19 protein-coding genes and 1 riboswitch are annotated in these 18,095 nt (G+C 36.7%); of the genes, 8 read left to right on the top strand and 11 right to left on the bottom strand.

Features of this window, described 5'->3' with window-relative positions:
* The first annotated feature begins 24 nt into the window (after positions 1-24).
* The 7 genes from ACYT6F_RS00585 (at position 25) to ACYT6F_RS00555 (ending at position 6,338) form a co-directional block, all read left to right on the top strand.
* Positions 25-921, top strand: coding sequence for a BatD family protein (locus ACYT6F_RS00585; RefSeq protein ID WP_472599405.1), 897 nt, complete (start codon positions 25-27; stop codon positions 919-921).
* Positions 914-1,906: a VWA domain-containing protein gene (locus ACYT6F_RS00580; protein ID WP_472599404.1), complete on the top strand. Its 993-nt coding sequence runs from the start codon at positions 914-916 to the stop codon at positions 1,904-1,906. The genes ACYT6F_RS00585 and ACYT6F_RS00580 overlap by 8 nt, the downstream gene beginning before the upstream one ends.
* Entirely contained in the window at positions 1,906-2,913 is a 1,008-nt protein-coding gene (locus tag ACYT6F_RS00575; protein WP_472599403.1) for a vWA domain-containing protein, read from the top strand. Before ACYT6F_RS00580 ends, ACYT6F_RS00575 begins: the two co-directional genes overlap by 1 nt.
* 116 nt (positions 2,914-3,029) lie before the next feature.
* Positions 3,030-3,749 (top strand): tetratricopeptide repeat protein, encoded by a 720-nt coding sequence (locus ACYT6F_RS00570; protein ID WP_472599402.1) that lies wholly within the window; start codon positions 3,030-3,032, stop codon positions 3,747-3,749.
* Positions 3,749-5,491 carry a BatD family protein gene (locus tag ACYT6F_RS00565; RefSeq protein ID WP_472599401.1) on the top strand — a complete coding sequence of 581 codons (1,743 nt, stop codon included), beginning with the start codon at positions 3,749-3,751 and terminating at the stop codon, positions 5,489-5,491. Before ACYT6F_RS00570 ends, ACYT6F_RS00565 begins: the two co-directional genes overlap by 1 nt.
* Before the next feature lie 44 nt (positions 5,492-5,535).
* Complete coding sequence (locus ACYT6F_RS00560; protein WP_066441188.1) at positions 5,536-6,138, top strand: MarC family protein; 603 nt, start codon at positions 5,536-5,538, stop codon at positions 6,136-6,138.
* Positions 6,139-6,143: 5 nt separating this feature from the next.
* Complete coding sequence (locus ACYT6F_RS00555; RefSeq protein WP_472599400.1) at positions 6,144-6,338, top strand: hypothetical protein; 195 nt, start codon at positions 6,144-6,146, stop codon at positions 6,336-6,338.
* 83 nt (positions 6,339-6,421) lie between these two features.
* Here the strand turns inward: ACYT6F_RS00555 and ACYT6F_RS00550 are convergent, their stop codons facing one another.
* The 9 genes from ACYT6F_RS00550 to ACYT6F_RS00510 all read right to left on the bottom strand — a co-directional run bounded on the left by ACYT6F_RS00550 (position 6,422) and on the right by ACYT6F_RS00510 (position 15,664).
* On the bottom strand, positions 6,422-7,396 hold the full coding sequence (locus ACYT6F_RS00550; RefSeq protein WP_472599399.1) for a chorismate-binding protein: 975 nt from the start codon (positions 7,394-7,396) through the stop codon (positions 6,422-6,424).
* Positions 7,397-7,417: 21 nt separating this feature from the next.
* A complete protein-coding gene (locus tag ACYT6F_RS00545; RefSeq protein WP_472599398.1) occupies positions 7,418-8,269 on the bottom strand; it encodes a hypothetical protein in 852 nt (283 codons plus the stop codon).
* 53 nt (positions 8,270-8,322) lie between these two features.
* On the bottom strand, positions 8,323-9,438 hold the full coding sequence (locus ACYT6F_RS00540) for an RNA polymerase sigma factor (RefSeq protein ID WP_472599397.1): 1,116 nt from the start codon (positions 9,436-9,438) through the stop codon (positions 8,323-8,325).
* Between the two features lie 5 nt (positions 9,439-9,443).
* Positions 9,444-10,505 carry a hypothetical protein gene (locus ACYT6F_RS00535; RefSeq protein ID WP_472599396.1) on the bottom strand — a complete coding sequence of 354 codons (1,062 nt, stop codon included), beginning with the start codon at positions 10,503-10,505 and terminating at the stop codon, positions 9,444-9,446.
* A 98-nt stretch (positions 10,506-10,603) separates the two neighbouring features.
* On the bottom strand, positions 10,604-11,032 hold the full coding sequence (locus ACYT6F_RS00530; protein WP_472601090.1) for a PaaI family thioesterase: 429 nt from the start codon (positions 11,030-11,032) through the stop codon (positions 10,604-10,606).
* A 105-nt stretch (positions 11,033-11,137) separates the two neighbouring features.
* Entirely contained in the window at positions 11,138-11,734 is a 597-nt protein-coding gene (locus tag ACYT6F_RS00525) for a 1-acyl-sn-glycerol-3-phosphate acyltransferase (RefSeq protein WP_472599395.1), read from the bottom strand.
* Positions 11,735-12,049: 315 nt separating this feature from the next.
* Positions 12,050-13,771 carry a PspC domain-containing protein gene (locus tag ACYT6F_RS00520; protein ID WP_472599394.1) on the bottom strand — a complete coding sequence of 574 codons (1,722 nt, stop codon included), beginning with the start codon at positions 13,769-13,771 and terminating at the stop codon, positions 12,050-12,052.
* Positions 13,772-13,782: 11 nt separating this feature from the next.
* Positions 13,783-14,112 (bottom strand): PadR family transcriptional regulator, encoded by a 330-nt coding sequence (locus ACYT6F_RS00515; RefSeq protein ID WP_299176323.1) that lies wholly within the window; start codon positions 14,110-14,112, stop codon positions 13,783-13,785.
* Between the two features lie 211 nt (positions 14,113-14,323).
* On the bottom strand, positions 14,324-15,664 hold the full coding sequence (locus ACYT6F_RS00510) for a cytochrome P450 (RefSeq protein WP_472599393.1): 1,341 nt from the start codon (positions 15,662-15,664) through the stop codon (positions 14,324-14,326).
* Between the two features lie 152 nt (positions 15,665-15,816).
* Between ACYT6F_RS00510 and ACYT6F_RS00505 the strand changes: the two genes are divergently transcribed.
* Positions 15,817-16,407, top strand: coding sequence for an HD domain-containing protein (locus tag ACYT6F_RS00505; protein ID WP_472599392.1), 591 nt, complete (start codon positions 15,817-15,819; stop codon positions 16,405-16,407).
* 161 nt (positions 16,408-16,568) lie between these two features.
* Here ACYT6F_RS00505 and ACYT6F_RS00500 read toward each other — a convergent pair whose 3' ends face one another.
* Together ACYT6F_RS00500 and ACYT6F_RS00495 are read right to left on the bottom strand one after the other, a co-directional pair.
* On the bottom strand, positions 16,569-16,952 hold the full coding sequence (locus ACYT6F_RS00500; protein WP_472599391.1) for an acyl-CoA thioesterase: 384 nt from the start codon (positions 16,950-16,952) through the stop codon (positions 16,569-16,571).
* Positions 16,953-17,055: 103 nt separating this feature from the next.
* A riboswitch (cobalamin riboswitch) is annotated at positions 17,056-17,237 on the bottom strand.
* A gap of 39 nt (positions 17,238-17,276) precedes the next feature.
* A complete protein-coding gene (locus tag ACYT6F_RS00495; RefSeq protein WP_472599390.1) occupies positions 17,277-18,074 on the bottom strand; it encodes a hypothetical protein in 798 nt (265 codons plus the stop codon).
* Positions 18,075-18,095 lie beyond the last annotated feature (21 nt).

Here is an 18,095-nt window from a genome sequence, read left to right as displayed (position 1 = left end):
AAACTTTGAATCATTAAATTGAAATTGAAAAAATTATTATTTATATTTTGTTTTTTACTCTGTGCAAGCGCTTTTTCACAGATTCTTTCTTCCAGTGTGGAGAAGAAAACCATTGCGCTCGGGGAGGTGGATCATATTGTAGTGACCATTAATGATCTGAAGAGCGAGAAAGTTTCTGCGGCTCCGGAAAATGAGCTGCTGCCCTTTCATTTTGAGGAAGTGAAAGACAGTATTTCGCAGACTCAGGATGTGTATTACAGAAGAATAGAATTTGCCGTTTTTGAAGAAGGAAAGTTTACTATTCCTGCACTTGAATTCAAGGTGGGAGGCAAAATACTGAAAACAATTCCTTATGAAATTGATGTCATCAATACTGCTCAGAAAGATGATCCGATTAATGATATCATGAATAATAAAGAAGTAAAGCTTGAAGTTACCGATTATTGGCAGCTGTATAAGTTTTATATTCTCGCAGCCATTGCGGTTATTGCGCTGATCATTGCTGTGGTAATGTTTATAAAATACGGAAGAAAATCAAAAGACTCTCCGGTTGTAGCAACCAATCAAACGCTTAAGGAGCTTGATTCTCTTCAGAAGAAAAAATATGTGGAGACCGGAAATTATCGTTCTTTTTATGTAGAACTAATTGATATTTCAAGGAAATTCATCGCAAAACAATACCGTTTGCCCGCAGATGTTTTACTAACCGATGATCTTGTAGACCTTATGAAGAAAAATAATACCATCTCCCAGGAAAATGAAAGGGTAGTAGAAGATGTATTTGTAAGAGGTGATCTCGTTAAATTTGCGAAAACATTCCCGGATAAAGAAACAATGGAAAAAGACCTCGCTGACATAAGAGAATTTGTAAAGCGCTCATCAAAAGATTTGGAATTCGAAAATTTGAGAAAAGATGTTTGATTTTGAGTTTTACAGTCCATGGTTTTTGCTGCTTTTCCTGCTGTTAATTCCAATTCTGATCAGAGACATCAGTACTCAGAAAAGGAAAGGAATTAAAGTTCCTACCGTTAAAAATATGGGCGAAAGCGGAGGAATCCGGGTCGTAATGTTTTTGCTGAAACTTTCAAAGTATATTATTCTTTCTGCATTAATTATCGCAATGGCAAGGCCCAGAACCTTTACCATTTCTCAGGATCGCGACGATACAAAAGGAATAGACATCATGCTTTCAGTGGATGTTTCCCTGAGTATGCTCACCAAAGACCTTACACCCGACCGTCTGACAGCTTTGAAGGATATTGCCGTTAAATTTGTCCAGAAAAGACCCAATGATAGAATCGGGCTGGTAACCTATTCCGGAGAAGCTTTTACAAAAGTTCCCGTAACATCCGATCATCAGGTGGTTATTGATGAGCTTCAAAATCTTAATCTTCAGGAGCTGGAGCCGGGAACTGCCATCGGAGAGGGGCTTTCGGTAGCCGTAAATCACCTGAAAAACAGCAAAGCCAAAAGTAAGATCATTATTTTAATGACTGATGGAGTCAACACCATTGAAAATGCAATGCCTCCTCCTATTGCTGCAGAGCTGGCAAAAAATAACAATATTAAAGTGTACACCATCGGGATCGGAACCAACGGATATGCACTGATGCCTACACAGATTGATATTTTTGGTGATCTTGTTTTTACCGAAACCGAAGTTAAGATCGACGAACCTGTTTTAAAAGAAGTAGCGCAGATGACCGGCGGAAAATACTTCAGGGCAACATCAAACACAAGTCTGGAAGAAGTTTACGATGAAATTAATCAGTTGGAGAAATCTGATGTAAAAGTGGCTAAACTGTTTAATTATCAGGAATATTTTAAAATCTTTCTGTGGATTGCGTTGGGAATGCTGTTTCTGGATGCACTGCTGAGATGGGTATTATATAAAATTTTAAGTTAATGGATTGGTATTTAGGGAATTATTGGTATTTATTACTGCTGCTGCTGTTACCGCTGTTGGCCTTTTTTCTGGTCCGTTACTTAAAGTGGAAGAAGAAAAAAAGAGAACTTTTTGCAGACAGCCAGTTTCATCAGCATCTTTTCGAAAAAAGCTCAGGTTTCACTAAATTTTTTCCGGCGTTGTATCTTCTGGGAACACTTTTCCTGATTTTTTCCATTATTGATTTGCTGAGCGGTTCCGAAGAAATCAAAACCAGTCAGAAACTGAATAATGTAATATTCATGTTGGATGTTTCGAATTCCATGAATGCCGAAGATATTGATCCGAGCCGTCTTACGGAAGCAAAAAATCTGATTATTCAGACCATGCAGCGGATGAAAAATGACAAGGTGGGAATTGTAATGTTTGCGGGACAGGCGACTTCTATTATGCCGCTGACAACAGACTATACTTCGGCAGAAACGTATGTTGGTGCCATTGAAACCAATTCCATGCAGATTCAGGGAACTGATTTTCTCAATGGAATGAAAGTGGCGGTCCAGAAATTTAAAAATGTAAATAAAGATGCCCGGAAAGTCGTTTTATTAAGCGATGGAGAAGATAATGAAGGGAATGATGATGCAGCAATAAGACTGGCTAAAAAAGAAGGGATTATGATCACTTCCGTAGGAATAGGTTCCGATGAAGGTGCTCCGGTTCCCGAATATGCTTTTGGACAGCTGATGGGCTATAAAGCAGATATGTCCGGACAAACGGTAATTTCCAAGAGACAGACTGAAGCTTTGAAAAAAATGGCTGAATCTACAGGTGGAACGTATATCGACGGAAATAATATCAATGAAGCTCCGGAAAGAATCATCGAAGCCCTGAAAAAGAAATCGGGATCTTCCGAAACGATGGTCAAATCACAGAATGCCAATCACTACTATCAATATTTTCTGGCAGTTTCGCTATTTTTCTTCTTTTTGATCTATATGTTTAATCCGAAACGTGACTTCAATGTGTAAACCAAAAAGCAAAGCTTGCCCAAACGCCTACTTTAACCCAATTTTAACAAATAAGGCGCTGTTTCTTAACATATAAAGGAATAATTTTGCATCTGATGAATACTAAAATCATTTTTTTGTCGTTTATTACTGCCTTCTTAAGCTCAGGACTTCTTTTTGGGCAGAAAAACTACCGTACTCTCGTGTACGAAGGCAATGAAAGATTTAACGGCAAAGATTATGATGGGGCATCCGCAAAATATATGGAAGCCATAAAAGCTAATGATAAAGATTTTGCAGCGCATTACAATTTAGGCAATGCACTTTATAAAAGTAAAAAGTACGAAGAAGCGAAATCGGAATTTGAAAAAGCCCAGAGACTTTCTCAGACGATTCCCGATAAAGCAGCGGCACTTCATAATTTAGGTAATGCTTATATGCAGATGAAACAGCCGGAAAAAGCGGCAGAATTTTATAAACAATCTCTGAAACAAAATCCTTACAGTGAGGCGACGAGAAAAAATTATGAGATAGCCAAACTGAAGGAAAAAGAAAACCAGCAGAAAAAACAACAACAAAATAACTCCGGCAAAGGAGGCGGTGGCCAAAACCAGCAGAAAAATGATGATCAAAAAGGTCCCAAAGATCAAAAACAGGATCAGGGACAAGGGCAGCAGAATCAGGGAAAAGGACAGGGAAACAATCCTGATCAGAAGCCCGAAAATGAAGGTAAAATCCCGAAAGGGCTTGAAAATCAGATACTCAATAAAGTAAGCGATAAAGAGAAAGAAACCGCCAGAAGAATTTTAAATAAAAATTCTTATTCGATGCCCGAAAGCAACGAGAAAGATTGGTGATGCAGAGCAGACTTACCTACATAATATTCCTTTTAATATCCGTAATTTCTTATGGACAGGTAAATCTTAGCGTTACTTCCGACAAATCCACTTATACAGCAAGAGATGTAATCAACCTCACCATCGTTCTGGAAATCGAAGGCAGTGAATATAACAGCCAGCAGACGAAGCTCAGACTGCCGGATTTTTCAAAATTCAATCTCATCGGAACAGGTTCCATAACCAATGGTTTTATGGACCCGGAAACCAACACAGTCATTTCCCAGTCCGTGACGCGTCTTGCTTTGGAGCCGAAGCAAAAAGGAAAAGTAAAAATCGGTTCGTTCCTGATTACCATTAATAACAAAATTTATAAAACCGAACCTTTCGATATCCTCATAAAAGATGTCGATAAAAAAGCAGCTGTGGCAACTAATACCTCCAAGGATGTATACCTGAATATGGAAGTAGAGGACCGTGAAGTTTATCAGGATGAGCCTACTATTGCTGTTCTGAAGGTGTATTCCAGGAATATGGACAACTTGAGAAGGGTGAAAAATATACGCCTTCCCAAGGATGAAGATCTGGATGTTTACCCTGTAAGTTTTGCAAAATCTGAAATTGACCCTTCCGATTACGGAAATATGTCGTCTCAGGTTCTCGCAGTATTTATGATCTTCCCTAATGAGTCAGGATATGTTGAAGTACCGGGAGCTTCGGCTTCTATAAGTTCTTATGCGGGTAAAAATAAAATTATTTCCAACAAGGTTAAAATCAATGTTAAAAAGCTTCCTGAAGGTTCGCCCGAGTATTTTAAAAATGCGGTGGGGAATTTTAAGGTAAGCATTTCCAATATTTCTAAAGAAAAAGCTGAGGTTAAAAAGCCGATTAAAGTTCTTGTAAAAGTGAGCGGTGAAGGTAATCTGAAAAACATGGAGCTTCCTAAACTTGCCGAATCTCCGGATTATGAAGTCTTCACTCCTAAAATAACTTCTAAGGTATCAACGGAAATAACAGGAATGAAAGGTGAAATTCTTGCCAATTATCTTGTCATCCCCAAAAAAGCCGGAGAGCTTTCTATTAAGACTGAAAATTTTGCTTTTTTTGATCCTGCTAAAAAAGAGTATATAGACCTTGGGCAGGAAGTACTCAAAGTCAATACGTTTTCTCATGATCAGATTCTGGAATCGCGTACTGCCGTTGAAAAAGTAAATGAGTATACGAATACTTTCCTGGAAACCGTGAATACACCTGTTTTAAAAACCACGTCTTTTAAGGTTAAAGAAAAGAACAGGCTGCACTGGAATACCCTTTTCGTAAATATTGCTATCTTAATTGCCTTATTTATAGCGTATCTTCTGTTCAAAAACTGGCAGAAAAGACGTCGCTTACCTAAAAAGGATGAACCTGTAAAACCGCTGGGTTCTGTAGCTGAAACAGAAAAAGAAATCAGGGAGCGACTGAAAACAGATGTCAATGATTATTTCAGCTATTTAGAAAATCTCAAAGATAAAGAAGATTATCAAAAGTTTTTTCAAACTTACGAAGAACTTGATTCTGAAGTAAGAAGTCAGTATTTCCAGAGTTCCGCAGAAGATTTCGCGATATTTCTTGAAAATTATAAAGGGGCTGCCATTGCCGAAGAATACAGAAGTCTCACGCAGAAAATCCAGATCGAGAAATTTGCTCCCGTAAAATCTCCGGAAGGTATAGATATGCTTTTGAAGTCTATCGTGAATTTGTATTCACAAATTAGCAAATAGTCAATTTATTTTCATATTTTTGCGAAATTAATAATTCTAAAGGCATGGAGATTTTCAATGATTTTTCTATTAAAGAAATCGTTACCTGTTTTATGGTTCTTTTTGCTGTGATCGATATCATAGGATCTATTCCCATTATCGTAAGTCTTCAGCAGAGATTCGGCAAAATTGAAGCCGAGAGGGCAACAATTACCGCAGGTCTGATTATGCTGGTTTTCCTTTTCGTAGGAAATAAAATCCTGAAATTTATTGGAGTTGATGTCAATTCATTTGCTATTGCCGGAGCTTTCGTGATTTTTATCATTGCGCTGGAAATGATCCTGGGAATTGAAATCAACAAAACTTCCGAAGCAAGGTCTGCTTCCATTGTTCCTATTGCTTTTCCTTTGGTAGCAGGAGCGGGAACATTGACCACCACATTATCGCTTAAAGCTGAATTTCACGATATTAATATCATTTTTGGGATTATACTCAATACAATTTTCGTATATTTGGTGTTGAAATCTGCTAACTGGCTTGAGAGGAAAATAGGTGATGCCACACTGGCAATCCTGCAGAAAGTTTTCGGAATCATTTTGCTGGCAATTTCAATTAAATTATTCACCGCAAATTTTGCCGAATTGGTAAAGACATATATTAATTTTTAAGAATCATGCAGAAGTTTTATAAAGTATTTTTAGTAGTATTTGTAGTGTTCATCGCCATTAATCTGTATGCGCTGGACTGGCAGACAGACTTATTGTCAGAAGATAACCTGAAGTTTGTATTTTCAGCAGCTTCAGCTTTCATTGGTATTATTTTACTTTTCGTAATGAATACATGGAGTAAAATAGGCATTAAAAAATAGGAATTATATTAAACTATATAAACCTCTTTCTTTATTGAGAGAGGTTTTTTTGTGGAATTTAACGGTGCTGATTACAAATAAATCTAGCCAGTGATAACCGCGAGATTTTTTAGAATCGCTTCCGATTTCAGTTCTGTTTCCTGCCATTCTTTTTCAGGGCTGCTTTGGGCAGTAATGCCACCACCTACAAAAACATGTACGCTATCCTGATAAAGTTTACAGCAACGAAGGTTAACAAAATAAAGAATACTTTCTTTAGTTTCAACTTTAATATAGCCCGCATACAGCTCACGGGGAAATTTTTCAAGCTCCCTGATTTTTTCTTTACAAAAGTCTTTCGGAATACCGCATACTGCCGGAGTCGGGTGGAGCTGCTGAATGAGGCTGTCAAGATTTTCAGGATTAATTCTGGCTTTAAAATCTGTCCTCAGATGCTTAATGTTTCCGGAGATATGATCATAAGTTTCAGATTCTTCAGGATGCTCCGAATATTTTTTTAGAATGTTCCGGATATATTCCGTTACAGGTTTTTGTTCTTCAATTTCCTTTTTTGACCAGCTTTCCGAGACCGGGAGCGTGCCGGCAAGGCTCATGGTTTCAAACTTGTGCGTCTGTTTATTGAATTTCCCCAGAACTTCGGAAAAAGCTCCCATCCAGGATGTTTTTCCACTTATAAAAATATACCGGAATGCATTCTGATAGGAATTACAGAGATTAGTGAAACTTTTTTTAAGATCGATCTTTCCGAAATCTGTAATTATTTTTCTTCTGGAATAGACCAGTTTAGGCAGCTGATTCTTGTTGATCACGTCAATTACCTCTCCAAGATTCTTCAGGTATTCGTCCTTGGTTTCAGCGATGTAATGATTACTGTCGTTTGGCAATAAAGTATTAATAAGTTCGCTGAAATCTGTTTTTTCGGGCTTCATTGTAATAATTTTCCCATGATGTTCAATGGTTTCCATGCCTTCGAAAGGAAGAAAAATAATATGGTTTTCATTGGGGTCACGATCTGTAGAATACAGATTTTCGTCGAATGGAAGTTTGAAATAAATCATCTTATGGTACTTTTTCGAAGATCAGCGTCCGGAGATAACATAAGAAATTCCGAAGTTTACTTTTCTTTCTGCAAAGGTATTATTAGTCTTAAAAATGTCAAAATCAAAAGTGCTGTTTTTTAAGGAAATATTTTTCATCTTATATTGCTGATATTCTAATGATAAAAGCAATTTTCTGAAAAGTCTGTATTGAATTCCAAAGGAGAATCCGATATTAGTCTGCTTGCTTTTAAAGTCATCCAGCTTATTAAGCACATTGTTTTCGGGAACTAGAAACTGCATTTTGTAGGTGTTCCGGTTAACTAGAACTCCGGCAAAAGGACGAATGTTTTTCCATTCGTAAACAAGCTTCATTTGAAAAGCATATTCAAAATGTTTATTGTTAAACCTTTGAAACAGCAAAGGCTGATGATCTTCTGTAAAATAAAATCCGTTGAGATAGGTATCCTCTTTGTTGGCATCGAGATCGAAGGATGAATTCCAATGATAAATACCGGCAGATAGCATCATAAATACTTGTGGAGAAAAAATATTTCTTGAAACCCAGATATTCACATTTTCTCCAAATTGTACTCTTTCAGTGGAAATAGCTCTTGTCCAGCCACTGTTTTTTATTCCAAATCCTGCCTCAATTCCGTATTCGAAGATACCGTATCTTTGTTTCCTGATTCTTTTTTTTGTGAGCTGTTTTTCCAATTCTTCGATATAAATATTGCGGACAAACTTTTCTTGTACTTTAGGCTTTGATAATAGTAATTCACTGGGTTTAATAGGGATCGGCTTAAGAAGATATACCGTATCATAAACGACAACGTTTTCATAAAGATAAACGGTATCTACTTTCTTTCGCTTTTGCGCATGAAAAATGCTCATCAACAGTATAAGAAAAAGAAAAAAAATCTTTTTGAAAATCATGGCTCGATAATTTACTTTTCAATAAAGATAGTGTCTCTTCTGATGACTTTTTTCACAACAATTACCTTTTGCGGAGTGTCATCCAGAGAATCCTTTCCGATCAATTTTTTCCGGTTTTTCGGGATTTCCATAACGTTCAGATCATCGGCCTGTTGTTTTTCCGAAGGCGATTTTCCCTGTCCGGGCATCGGAATAGTATTAGAAACATTTCGAGCGGTAGACTGTGCAGGAACCGGATCTGCCGATGTTACATCTTCTTGCTGTATCGTATTCTCATTTGTTTCTGTATTTATATCCATTGATCTGGATGAAGAACCTGTAAAATTTTTAAATGACAAATCTTTTTTACGATTTACTAAAAATAAAGAGGTTATAATGATGAGAAGAAAAGTAATTCCAATCACCATTTTATTTTTTGAAGATCTGTCTGAAGAAGAGATCATTATGCTGCCGGGTTTTATACCCGAAGGAATCTGCAGTTTTTTGGAAGGGTATATTTTAAAATTAGCAAATTTACTCCGGAAAGTCTGTGCCCACAACAAACTGCCAAGTCCGAAAATAACAAGAACCTGGGCAATTTTATTTTTCGGGGTATTCTGATTTACAAAATTGTTCAGTAGATGATTCTGGACCGATCTTTTTGCTCTGAGTAGATGCGATTTTGAAGTATTGACCGTAATTCCCAATAAACCGGAAATTTCAGCATGAGAATGATTTTCAATGAAATATAAATTGAAAACAGATTTATGGTGAGGCGGAAGGCTATCGATCGATGACAACAGCTGTTCGTTGGTAAAATCGTAGATGAAGACGTTTTTATCTTCCAAAATAGGGTAGTCCATTTCTGTGGAGGTATCTGGAATTTCTGAGGGTTCTGTAGAGATAAAAGTATCTTGGCTGTGTTTACGGATGTGCTGAAGCGCATTATTGACAACAATTTTTTTGAGCCAGGCAAATAAGGCTTTTTCATCATTCAGCTGATCGTTCTTCTGGATGGCCGTAATAAAACTGTCATGCACAATATCTTCTGCAGTATAAATATCCTGTATATATCTGCGACAAATCCCCAAAAGTTTTGGGGATAGGCCTGAATAAATTTTGTTCCAGTCCGGCTTTATTTTAGACATAGTTTTTAGTTTTCTACAACATATATTGAATTAAATGTTGAGGTGTAATTTACAGTTCCGTTTTGTGTACCGTTGATACTCTGGGTTTCCACCCCATTGATAAATACCTTACCAAGATACGTATTATTTGCGGTGCTGTATTTTATCAGATATACATTATTGTTCAATACAAATAAATCCTGAATATATGGAAGCGATGAGAAACCGGTACTCACGATACTAGTGTTCTTGAAATAATCATTTCCCTGATTATAATACGTTGTATACAAATCATTGGAACCTGCATCAGAAGCAATTTTTCCGTAGAACGGCAAATTGATGGCGTAATTACCGATCATTGTTTCTGTATTTGAGGTAATATTTTTAGAGTAATATTTGGCATTTTTCTGAAAAAGGATATGCAATCCGTTATTATTTTTAGCAAAGTTAAAAACATAACTAGGCTGCCCAAGAGAATTAAATGTTGTGTTTTTAAAATATCCTCTGTCCACATTCTGATTGTTGTCAACAATAAGAGCGGATACGTAAATATCTGAACCATTGATGAAAAGCCCTTCTGCGGATGGGATGTACGGACTCTGGTGAAGCAGTGTTTTTACGCCGTTTTTCCAATAACACAGCTCATATCGCTGGTTGGGAGTTGCAGGAGATAAATTTTCAACATAACCGGCAAAATAGAGATCTCCGTTTTTTACTCCAAATGCTGTAATATCATTCTGTGCGCCGGAAGGAATTCCAAGATATTGCTTGATATCGGTTTTGGTACCGTTCTTCCAGAAATAATGAACCGATTTAAAAGAAGTTGGTGTAACGCCCAGGCTTGCCGTAACGTATACATTATTGTTTTCCTCCTTGATTTCAAGAGGGACCAGATTCTCGCCACCGGCAAGATCAGTTTTAATGGTGTTTTTCCAGTAGCAGGCTTTGCTGTTTTCTCTTCCGGCAATGTAAACATCGTAGGATTGTGGCAAATTATTAGCTGCTTCGTCATTAATACCGGTAGTATTGGTACAAGAATTAAATACCCATAAAACAGATACAAAAAAAGGTAAAAGTAGTTTTTTCATAGAGAAATTGTTTTAAGTTTTGTATCTATAAGATGCAGCATTCTGAAAAGGTTGCAGTAAAAAATAAAAAAAGCTCAATTTTTTTGAGCTTGTGAAATTTATTTGTTGATAATTGTGTTGGTCATGGTAGTATGGCTGATGAGCTGGCCTTTTTCATCCCGTATCTCAATTTCCGAAACATGCATGGATTTTCCTTTCCGGATAAATCTTGCTACAGCAGTTACCATTCCGTCTTTTTTGCTTCGTAAATGGTTGGTGTTGATATTCGTTCCCACTCCGAAATATTTTTCACCGTCGATAAAGATATTAGAAAGGCTTGAACCCATTGTTTCTGCCAGAACACAGCTTGCGCCTCCGTGCATAATCCCGAAAGGCTGGTGAATTCTCGCCAAAACAGGCATCGTTGCCGTTAATGTTTCATTTTCAACGTCAATATCGATAAATTTAATATCTAACGTTTTCGCAAAAGTTTCCCCGCCCCAATCGTTGATAAATTGCAATAAATCTTCTTTTTTTTTATCTTTAATGTACATATTGATTATAGATGATAATTGATGATTGATGATTGATCTGAATAGTAAGTTATTAATGATAAATGCTCAATGATTAATAGTTCTGTTAATTTCTAACTTTTAATCTTTACTTTCCGGATCATTTCCCATAATATTTGGATTCCAGTTTGCGGGAACCTTAGGGACAATATCGTTTTTAATATAATATTCCTGAATTTCGGTCATAATTTCTGCAAAAGTTGCGGAAGCTATTCTTTCATAAGGAATGGTATAGCCCAGATAAATAATTTTGCGTTTAAAATCTCCTGCTGCGAGAACGATTGGTACTTTAGCCGCCAATGCCATATGATAAAAGCCTTTTCTCCATTTTGGGACCCAGCTTCTTGTTCCTTCGGGGGTAATAACGAGACTGAAATCATCCTTTGCAAATTGTTTTGCCACAAAATTCACCAGGTCATTTTTCTGGCTTCTGTCGATCCCGATCCCGCCAAGACCTTTTACCAGGCCTCCGTACCAGGATTTGGTGTGAGCATCTTTAATGATTATTTTCAAAGGTTTTTTAAGAGACCAGTAGGCGAGATTTCCCAGGATATATTCCATATTGTGGGTGTGCGGTGCCACCACCAGAATACATCGGTTAAGGCTGTTTACATCGCCTTGCAGAACGACTTTCCAACCCATTAATTTTAATAGTATTTTGCCCAAAAGCTTTCTCATATCATCTGAATTAAAAACAAAAAGTATAACCAAAGTGGTTATACTTTACAAATATATTGAAATATTATCGCTCTTAAAACAAACCGCTGATTAAATCTACGATTTTCATTACAATTTCTAGTGCCAGTTGTATCATGATCAGTTAATATTTTTTGAGTGTTTTTGGTTATAATTTTATTACACAAATGTAAAGTATTTTATTTACATAGCGAACTAAATTTTAATTTTTTTTTGCCTGTTTGTGAGAGAAGAAGGATGTGAATTTCAAACGGTTGGGTTATCCATTCACACCTTCTGCCACTCTCTGCAGTTTAGTTATTTAGTTTGTATGGAAATTTCATTTTTACCTTCGTCTACTTTGAAGTCAATATTGGCGCCTTTCATTTTTTTGATGCTGTGCTTCATAGAATCGATTACCTTGTCAGCCTGGTTACTCGGAACTTTTTTTCCGTTTACGATAATGCTGTCTTCATCATCAGAATTGTACTCAATTGTAGAACCGTTTACCGTGATTTTATTATTTTCGATTTTAATGTTTCCGCTTTCATCTTTTTCCTGGTCATTGTCATTGATTCCGTCTGCATTAAGATCTCCGTCGAAGTTGATTCCGTCTTTTTTAGCAGGGATTACAATGGTTTTCAAAGGAAGCACCAGTTCATAATCAATGCTGTAATCTCTGAATCTGTGTTCGTAAGGATATTTAATATAGTTCGGAAGAATGATTCTGTTATTTACTACCTCAACAGGCACGCTTACATTCAGCGGAAGATTATATCCTTTAGCTTCTTTCTTGATGATCAGGTAAGGAGTTGTGATATCTGCCTTTCTTGTTACATCCACATGAATCCAGTCTTTTTCATACACTGAAATTTTGTCGGAGTAAATATCATCATCATAACCTTTAAAATTCTGAGGAATAGTAACCTGCTTGTAATCAACATAGAGCGTGTCTGATTTTGTATTGATAGAAACTTCTTCCGTATCTTCTTTATGGCCTTTCAGGAACATTTCTTTTTTAGCCATGCTGAATCCGAAATAAGCACCCAAAGCGATTAATGCAAGGAATAATGCTCCGATAACCCATCCTGTATTTCTCAATTTAGTTTTAGGCGAAATTAATTTAATGCTTAATAATCCGAATAACATAGCGGGTAATAAGCTTCCGATCGTAATCATTGCCATGATAACGTACTTCATATTATCATTATCAAAATAGAAGTTCATTTCGCTTACAGGAGGAAAATCGCTGTCGGCTCCCATAAAACCGAATACTACGAATACTCCGATCAGACAGGATAATGACATGAATGCAAAGATTCCACCTAAGATATAGCGTACAACATTCCATAATCCGCTTCCTGCGTTATTGATATACGGTTTGTTTTCGATATAAATTTCTCCGACCCTCTGAGTAGACTCATTGGCAAACTGTACCAATTTGTTAGACTCATTCTTAAGATTGTCGAAGTTCATAGGCTTTCCCTTCATTTTCAGGAAATCTGCTGCCGTTTCTGCTTTTGGCAATACCGCCCAAAGGATAACGTATAATAAAACAACCAATGTGGATGACACCGCAGCCGTAAAGATTCCCAGGATGAAGATTCCCAGCCAGATCGCTCTCATGGCGGTAATATCCATTCCTACATAATGAGCTAATCCTGCACAAACACCTGCGATTTTTTGTCTTTCAGGATCACGGAAAAGCTGTTTTTTATCAGAGTATTCGGTTCCGGCAGTACCTGTTTTTTTGGTATTCTTCTCAGAATAATAGGCTTCTTCCTGTTCTTCAATCGTTTCAGGACTTCCGATCTGGGCAATTACCCTTTCTACATCAGAGTCATTGATTACTTCACGTTTTGCCATTGAATCTTTGAAGATTTCTACCATCCTGATTTCTATATCGTGCATTACCTCATCCGCTTCGGAAGCATCCAGAGAGCTTCTCAGTGCGTTCAGGTAATCGCTGAGCTTTATATATGCATGTTCTTCTATGGTAAAAGAAAAACCTGCGAGTCCTATTGAGAGTGTTTTGTTCATAGCTTTGTTTTTTAATTTTTTTGAGTAATTTGGTTTACTGAATCTGTTAAGTCATTCCAGGTATTCTGAAGTTCGTCTAAAAACAGTTTACCTTTTTCAGTGATCTGGTAGTATTTCCTTGGAGGTCCTCCTGTGGATTCTTCCCATCTGTACGAAAGAAACTCGCCGTTTTTTAATCTTGTTAAAAGAGGGTAGAGTGTTCCTTCCACTACATCCAGTTTTCCTTTTTTCAGTTCATCTATTAGGTCGGAAACATACATTTCACGATGATTGATGAGACTTAAAATACAGAATTCCAGAATTCCTTTTCGCATTTGCGCTTTGGTATTTTCGGTATTCATCTTTGATAAGTTTTGTTAATTAGTTATATAATTTTCGAATTCGGAACCTAGCTAGATGAACCTCTTTCGATTTTACATTACAAAGATATGTAATTAAAATGGTATTATGCAATACAAAGTAGTGGAATAATTTTATAATTACATTTAACTAATTGAAAATCAGTTAAATTATTTTTAGTGTTAAATAAAAGAATCGAAAGTTGTCGGTTAGTTACAGTTTATTTTTTATGATTTTACCTTTCAAGCTCACGGCTCTTAATGTAACTAATGCTTTTTTCTGCAGCTCTTTCTGGTAAGATATAAAGCTGTAGTTTTTGTAGAATTTACGGATAATGAGAGCCATTTCCATCATCGCAAAATGTTCACCGATGCAAAGTCTGGGACCTGCTCCGAAAGGATAATAGGCAAAATTTTTAGCATTTTCATCATCGAAGCGATCAGGAATAAAGGAATCAGGCTGCTCCCAATATTTTGGATTTCTGTGAAGCCCTGAAATATAAAGTATGATTAAAGTGCCTTTTTTCCACGAGAATTCCTTAAAGCTGTCGTCTTCCAAAGCCTGCCGGTCAATAGCCCAGGCCGGAGAATGCAGTCGCATTGCTTCTTTAATGACATTGATGGTGAATGATTTTTTCATTAAGCTTTCTGCGTTAAAGGCATTTTCGCCTTCATAATCAATTTCTTTTTTTAATTTTTTCTCTGCTTCCGGATTTTGACTGATTTCGAAAAGAATAAAGGTTAAAGCGTTTGCTGTTGTTTCATGGCCGGCAATGAAGAGAATCAGCATCTCATCCACAAGCTGTTCGTCCGACATCGGAAGCTGTGTATCTTCATATTTTGCGTGGATCAGCATGTCCAGCAAATCGTTTTTTTCTAACTTTGAATTCCTTCTTTTATCCAGAACGCCCTGAATAATATGCTTTGCCTGCTTACTTTTTCGTATATTTTTATCTGTTATTCCCAGAATGTTTAAAATTTGGGTATAAAAAGGTATTCGTACTTCTTTAGCAAAAACTTCCTGAACTTCAGTGATAATTTTGCCCAGCTCTTTCACTTTTTCTTCATCAATATCAGAACTAAAAAGAGTTTTCGCAACAATATTAAAAGCCAGTGTATGAAAAACATCGTACAGATCAATTTCAGGCTCTTTTTCAAAAAGCGAAAATGCCGAATCAATCTCTTTTTCCATAATCGAAACCAGATTGGCAATTTTGGCTTTACTGAAACCAGGTTGAATTAATCTTCGTTGCTTAAGCCAGTCTTTTCCATTGTTGGTCAGTAAACCATTGCCAAGATATTTTCCTAATGTAACAGACTGTATTTCAGATTTAAAATAATTCTTATGGTTTTGTTTTAAAATATATTCTGTGAACTCTTTATCCTGAGAGAAAATAAAATATTTATTCGTGAAAGTAGCTTTAAGATGATAACTGTCTCCTGAAATGGTATGATTCCCACTAATCACTCCTAAAGGATCTTTTACCCCGTTAAATAGGGAATATAATTTTCTTTTTCCTTTAATTTCAGGCGGATAATTGAATTCTGAAGCCATGATAAATATTTACAATAAAAATAAGACTAATCTGTTAATTAATATAGCTTTATATTTAAAGTATTATTTTTGCACCTCATGAAATTTGTCATTTTTTTTAAAATAATTCATACTGAAGGCAATTTCAAATATTTACATATAAACTTAGAGCAATGAAGATCCAAAAGGAAATCGATTTCATCCTGGCTGTTGATGCCCTGAAAAATGTACAACGTAGAAACTTTAATGCCGACGATTCCAGAAGAGAAAATACCGCGGAGCATTCATGGCAGATCATCATTCTTGCGCAAATTCTTTTTCCGTACGCGAAAAACAGAACCGATATTGATCTTTTAAGAGTGATCAGAATGCTGTCGATCCATGATTTGGTAGAAATTGAAGCTGGCGATACCTTTCTGTTTGATGAAGCGGCAATGGCAGGAAAATTTGAAAGAGAAAAAGTTTCTGCTCAAAAGATATTCGGAATTTTGGATGAACCTTTACGCTCTGAATTTTTTAACCTTTGGCTTGAATTTGAAGAAGAACAGACTCCGGATGCTATTTTTGCCTGTGCGATCGACAGGATTATGCCTTTTATCCTGAATTCGCACACTTCCGGAAAGAGCTGGACAGAAGCCGGAGTTACCGAAAAACAAATCAGAAATATGCTGGAGAATGCAATTGTAAGAGCGTCTGATGAACTTGGCGAAGCTTTTCAGTTGCTTTTAATCAAAAATCTGGAAACCGAAAAGGTGTTGAAGTAAGTTTTTAATTTCAATTGAGAATTCTCCCACAGATTCCACAAATTACGCAGATGATTGTATATATTTTTAGCTTAAAATTTGATATAGACACAATTTGTGAATCTGTGCAATCTGCGGGAAATAAAATAAAGTTTCGGCGGGCAAAGCCCGCCGAAACTTCTTTATAGTATCTGAATTGGTTTCTTAAATTCATCAATCGCTACAAAAGTAAAATCCCCCACAATGGCTCTTTCTCTCTCGTAAGAATACATCTGCTCGGTGTAGATTTCCACATTCACTTTCATACTGGTTTTCCCGACATGTACTACTTTCCCGATCAGCTCCACGATTGTGCCGGCAGGAATTGGTCTTTTAAAATCGATCTTATCACTGCTTACCGTTACCACGCGTTTTCGGGCAAACCGTGTTGCGGCAATGAAAGCGACTTCGTCCATCAGCTGCATGGCTGTGCCTCCGAAAAGCGTATCGTAATGGTTGGTCGTGTTGGGAAAAACGGCTTTGAAAATTCTGGTTTCCGAGGCTTCAATTCTTTCTTCTGTAGTCATATTTCATTTAATTAAAAGCGAAATGAAAATTGAAAACAACAGAAAAAAGCAGAGCATAAAATCCCTAGGTTCTATAGATCAACAAACTTCAAATCGCGAAAGTTTTTATTGTGAAGAAAAGGCAGGTCTCCTGACTTGTAACATCTTTATTTCCTTCCCGTAATATTTTCACAGTGGATTATTAATAAAGACTTCAGTTACTTACAGTTGCGCGACAGTTCGTGATTTTCACACGATTCCCTTTTAATCTGCAGTTAAGCAAAACCAATTTCCTGAAAGCCAAAAGCTGGACTTTCGGCAGCAAAAGTAATGAATATTACTGAATTATTCCGGGTTTTTATAAATGATCTGGCTTTGAACTTTTCCCTGTTTGATCGTCCAGATCGTTGTGTATCGGTTTTCTCCGGAACCATTGGTCATATAAAGGAAAATATGGTCGTTATCAATGGCTGTTACGCCAACGTTATTGAAATCCATGGTCGGCTGAAACATATTTTTAATAGCATCCCTTACAAATACGGAACCTCTTCCCGGCTGCTGGACCCTTACTGATTTTATCTCTGTCATGTCCTCAGGAATTTCTTTGCCGACACCCCAGGATTTTACTTTGTCGATTTTGATGATGTTTCCATCAGTATCTTTTTCCTGCTTTTTAAGCTTGGCATACGAAGGATAAACGTCGATAATCACTTTTGTTCTCTGGTTTCCCGGAATTTTAGGATTGTTATCATCTGTAAAAATAAGTGATCTTCCGTTTTTAGATTTTGACGGAGTGAATGGGGGCAGCTTATCCACGAAAACCACGCGGTTTTTGTTCACCATTCCTTCTTTGGTAATGCTGTCGTATCTTACGAAAGGCTTGTCGGTGTCATCTTTTTCAGGATATTTGATCCAGATCCATTCTGTTTCTCCGGGAGCAGGTTTTACATAAATAAAAACATCGCCAGTTTTCATTCGGATTTTATCAATGATTTTACGGTAATCGTCTTTATGAACACGCACCATGGCGTAACCTTCTTCTGCTTTTACAACACCGAAAGGAACTTTATCCTGGGCTTTGGCAAAAAACAAGAAAAGAAAAGTGAAAACGGATATATATAATGTTTTATTTACGGACATCATGATTTTTTTGATTGTCAAATA

This window comes from Chryseobacterium sp. NG-CE01 (assembly GCF_055695505.1).
Note: the sequence above shows the minus strand (reverse complement) of the source record. Positions and strands in the feature narration are given on the sequence as shown.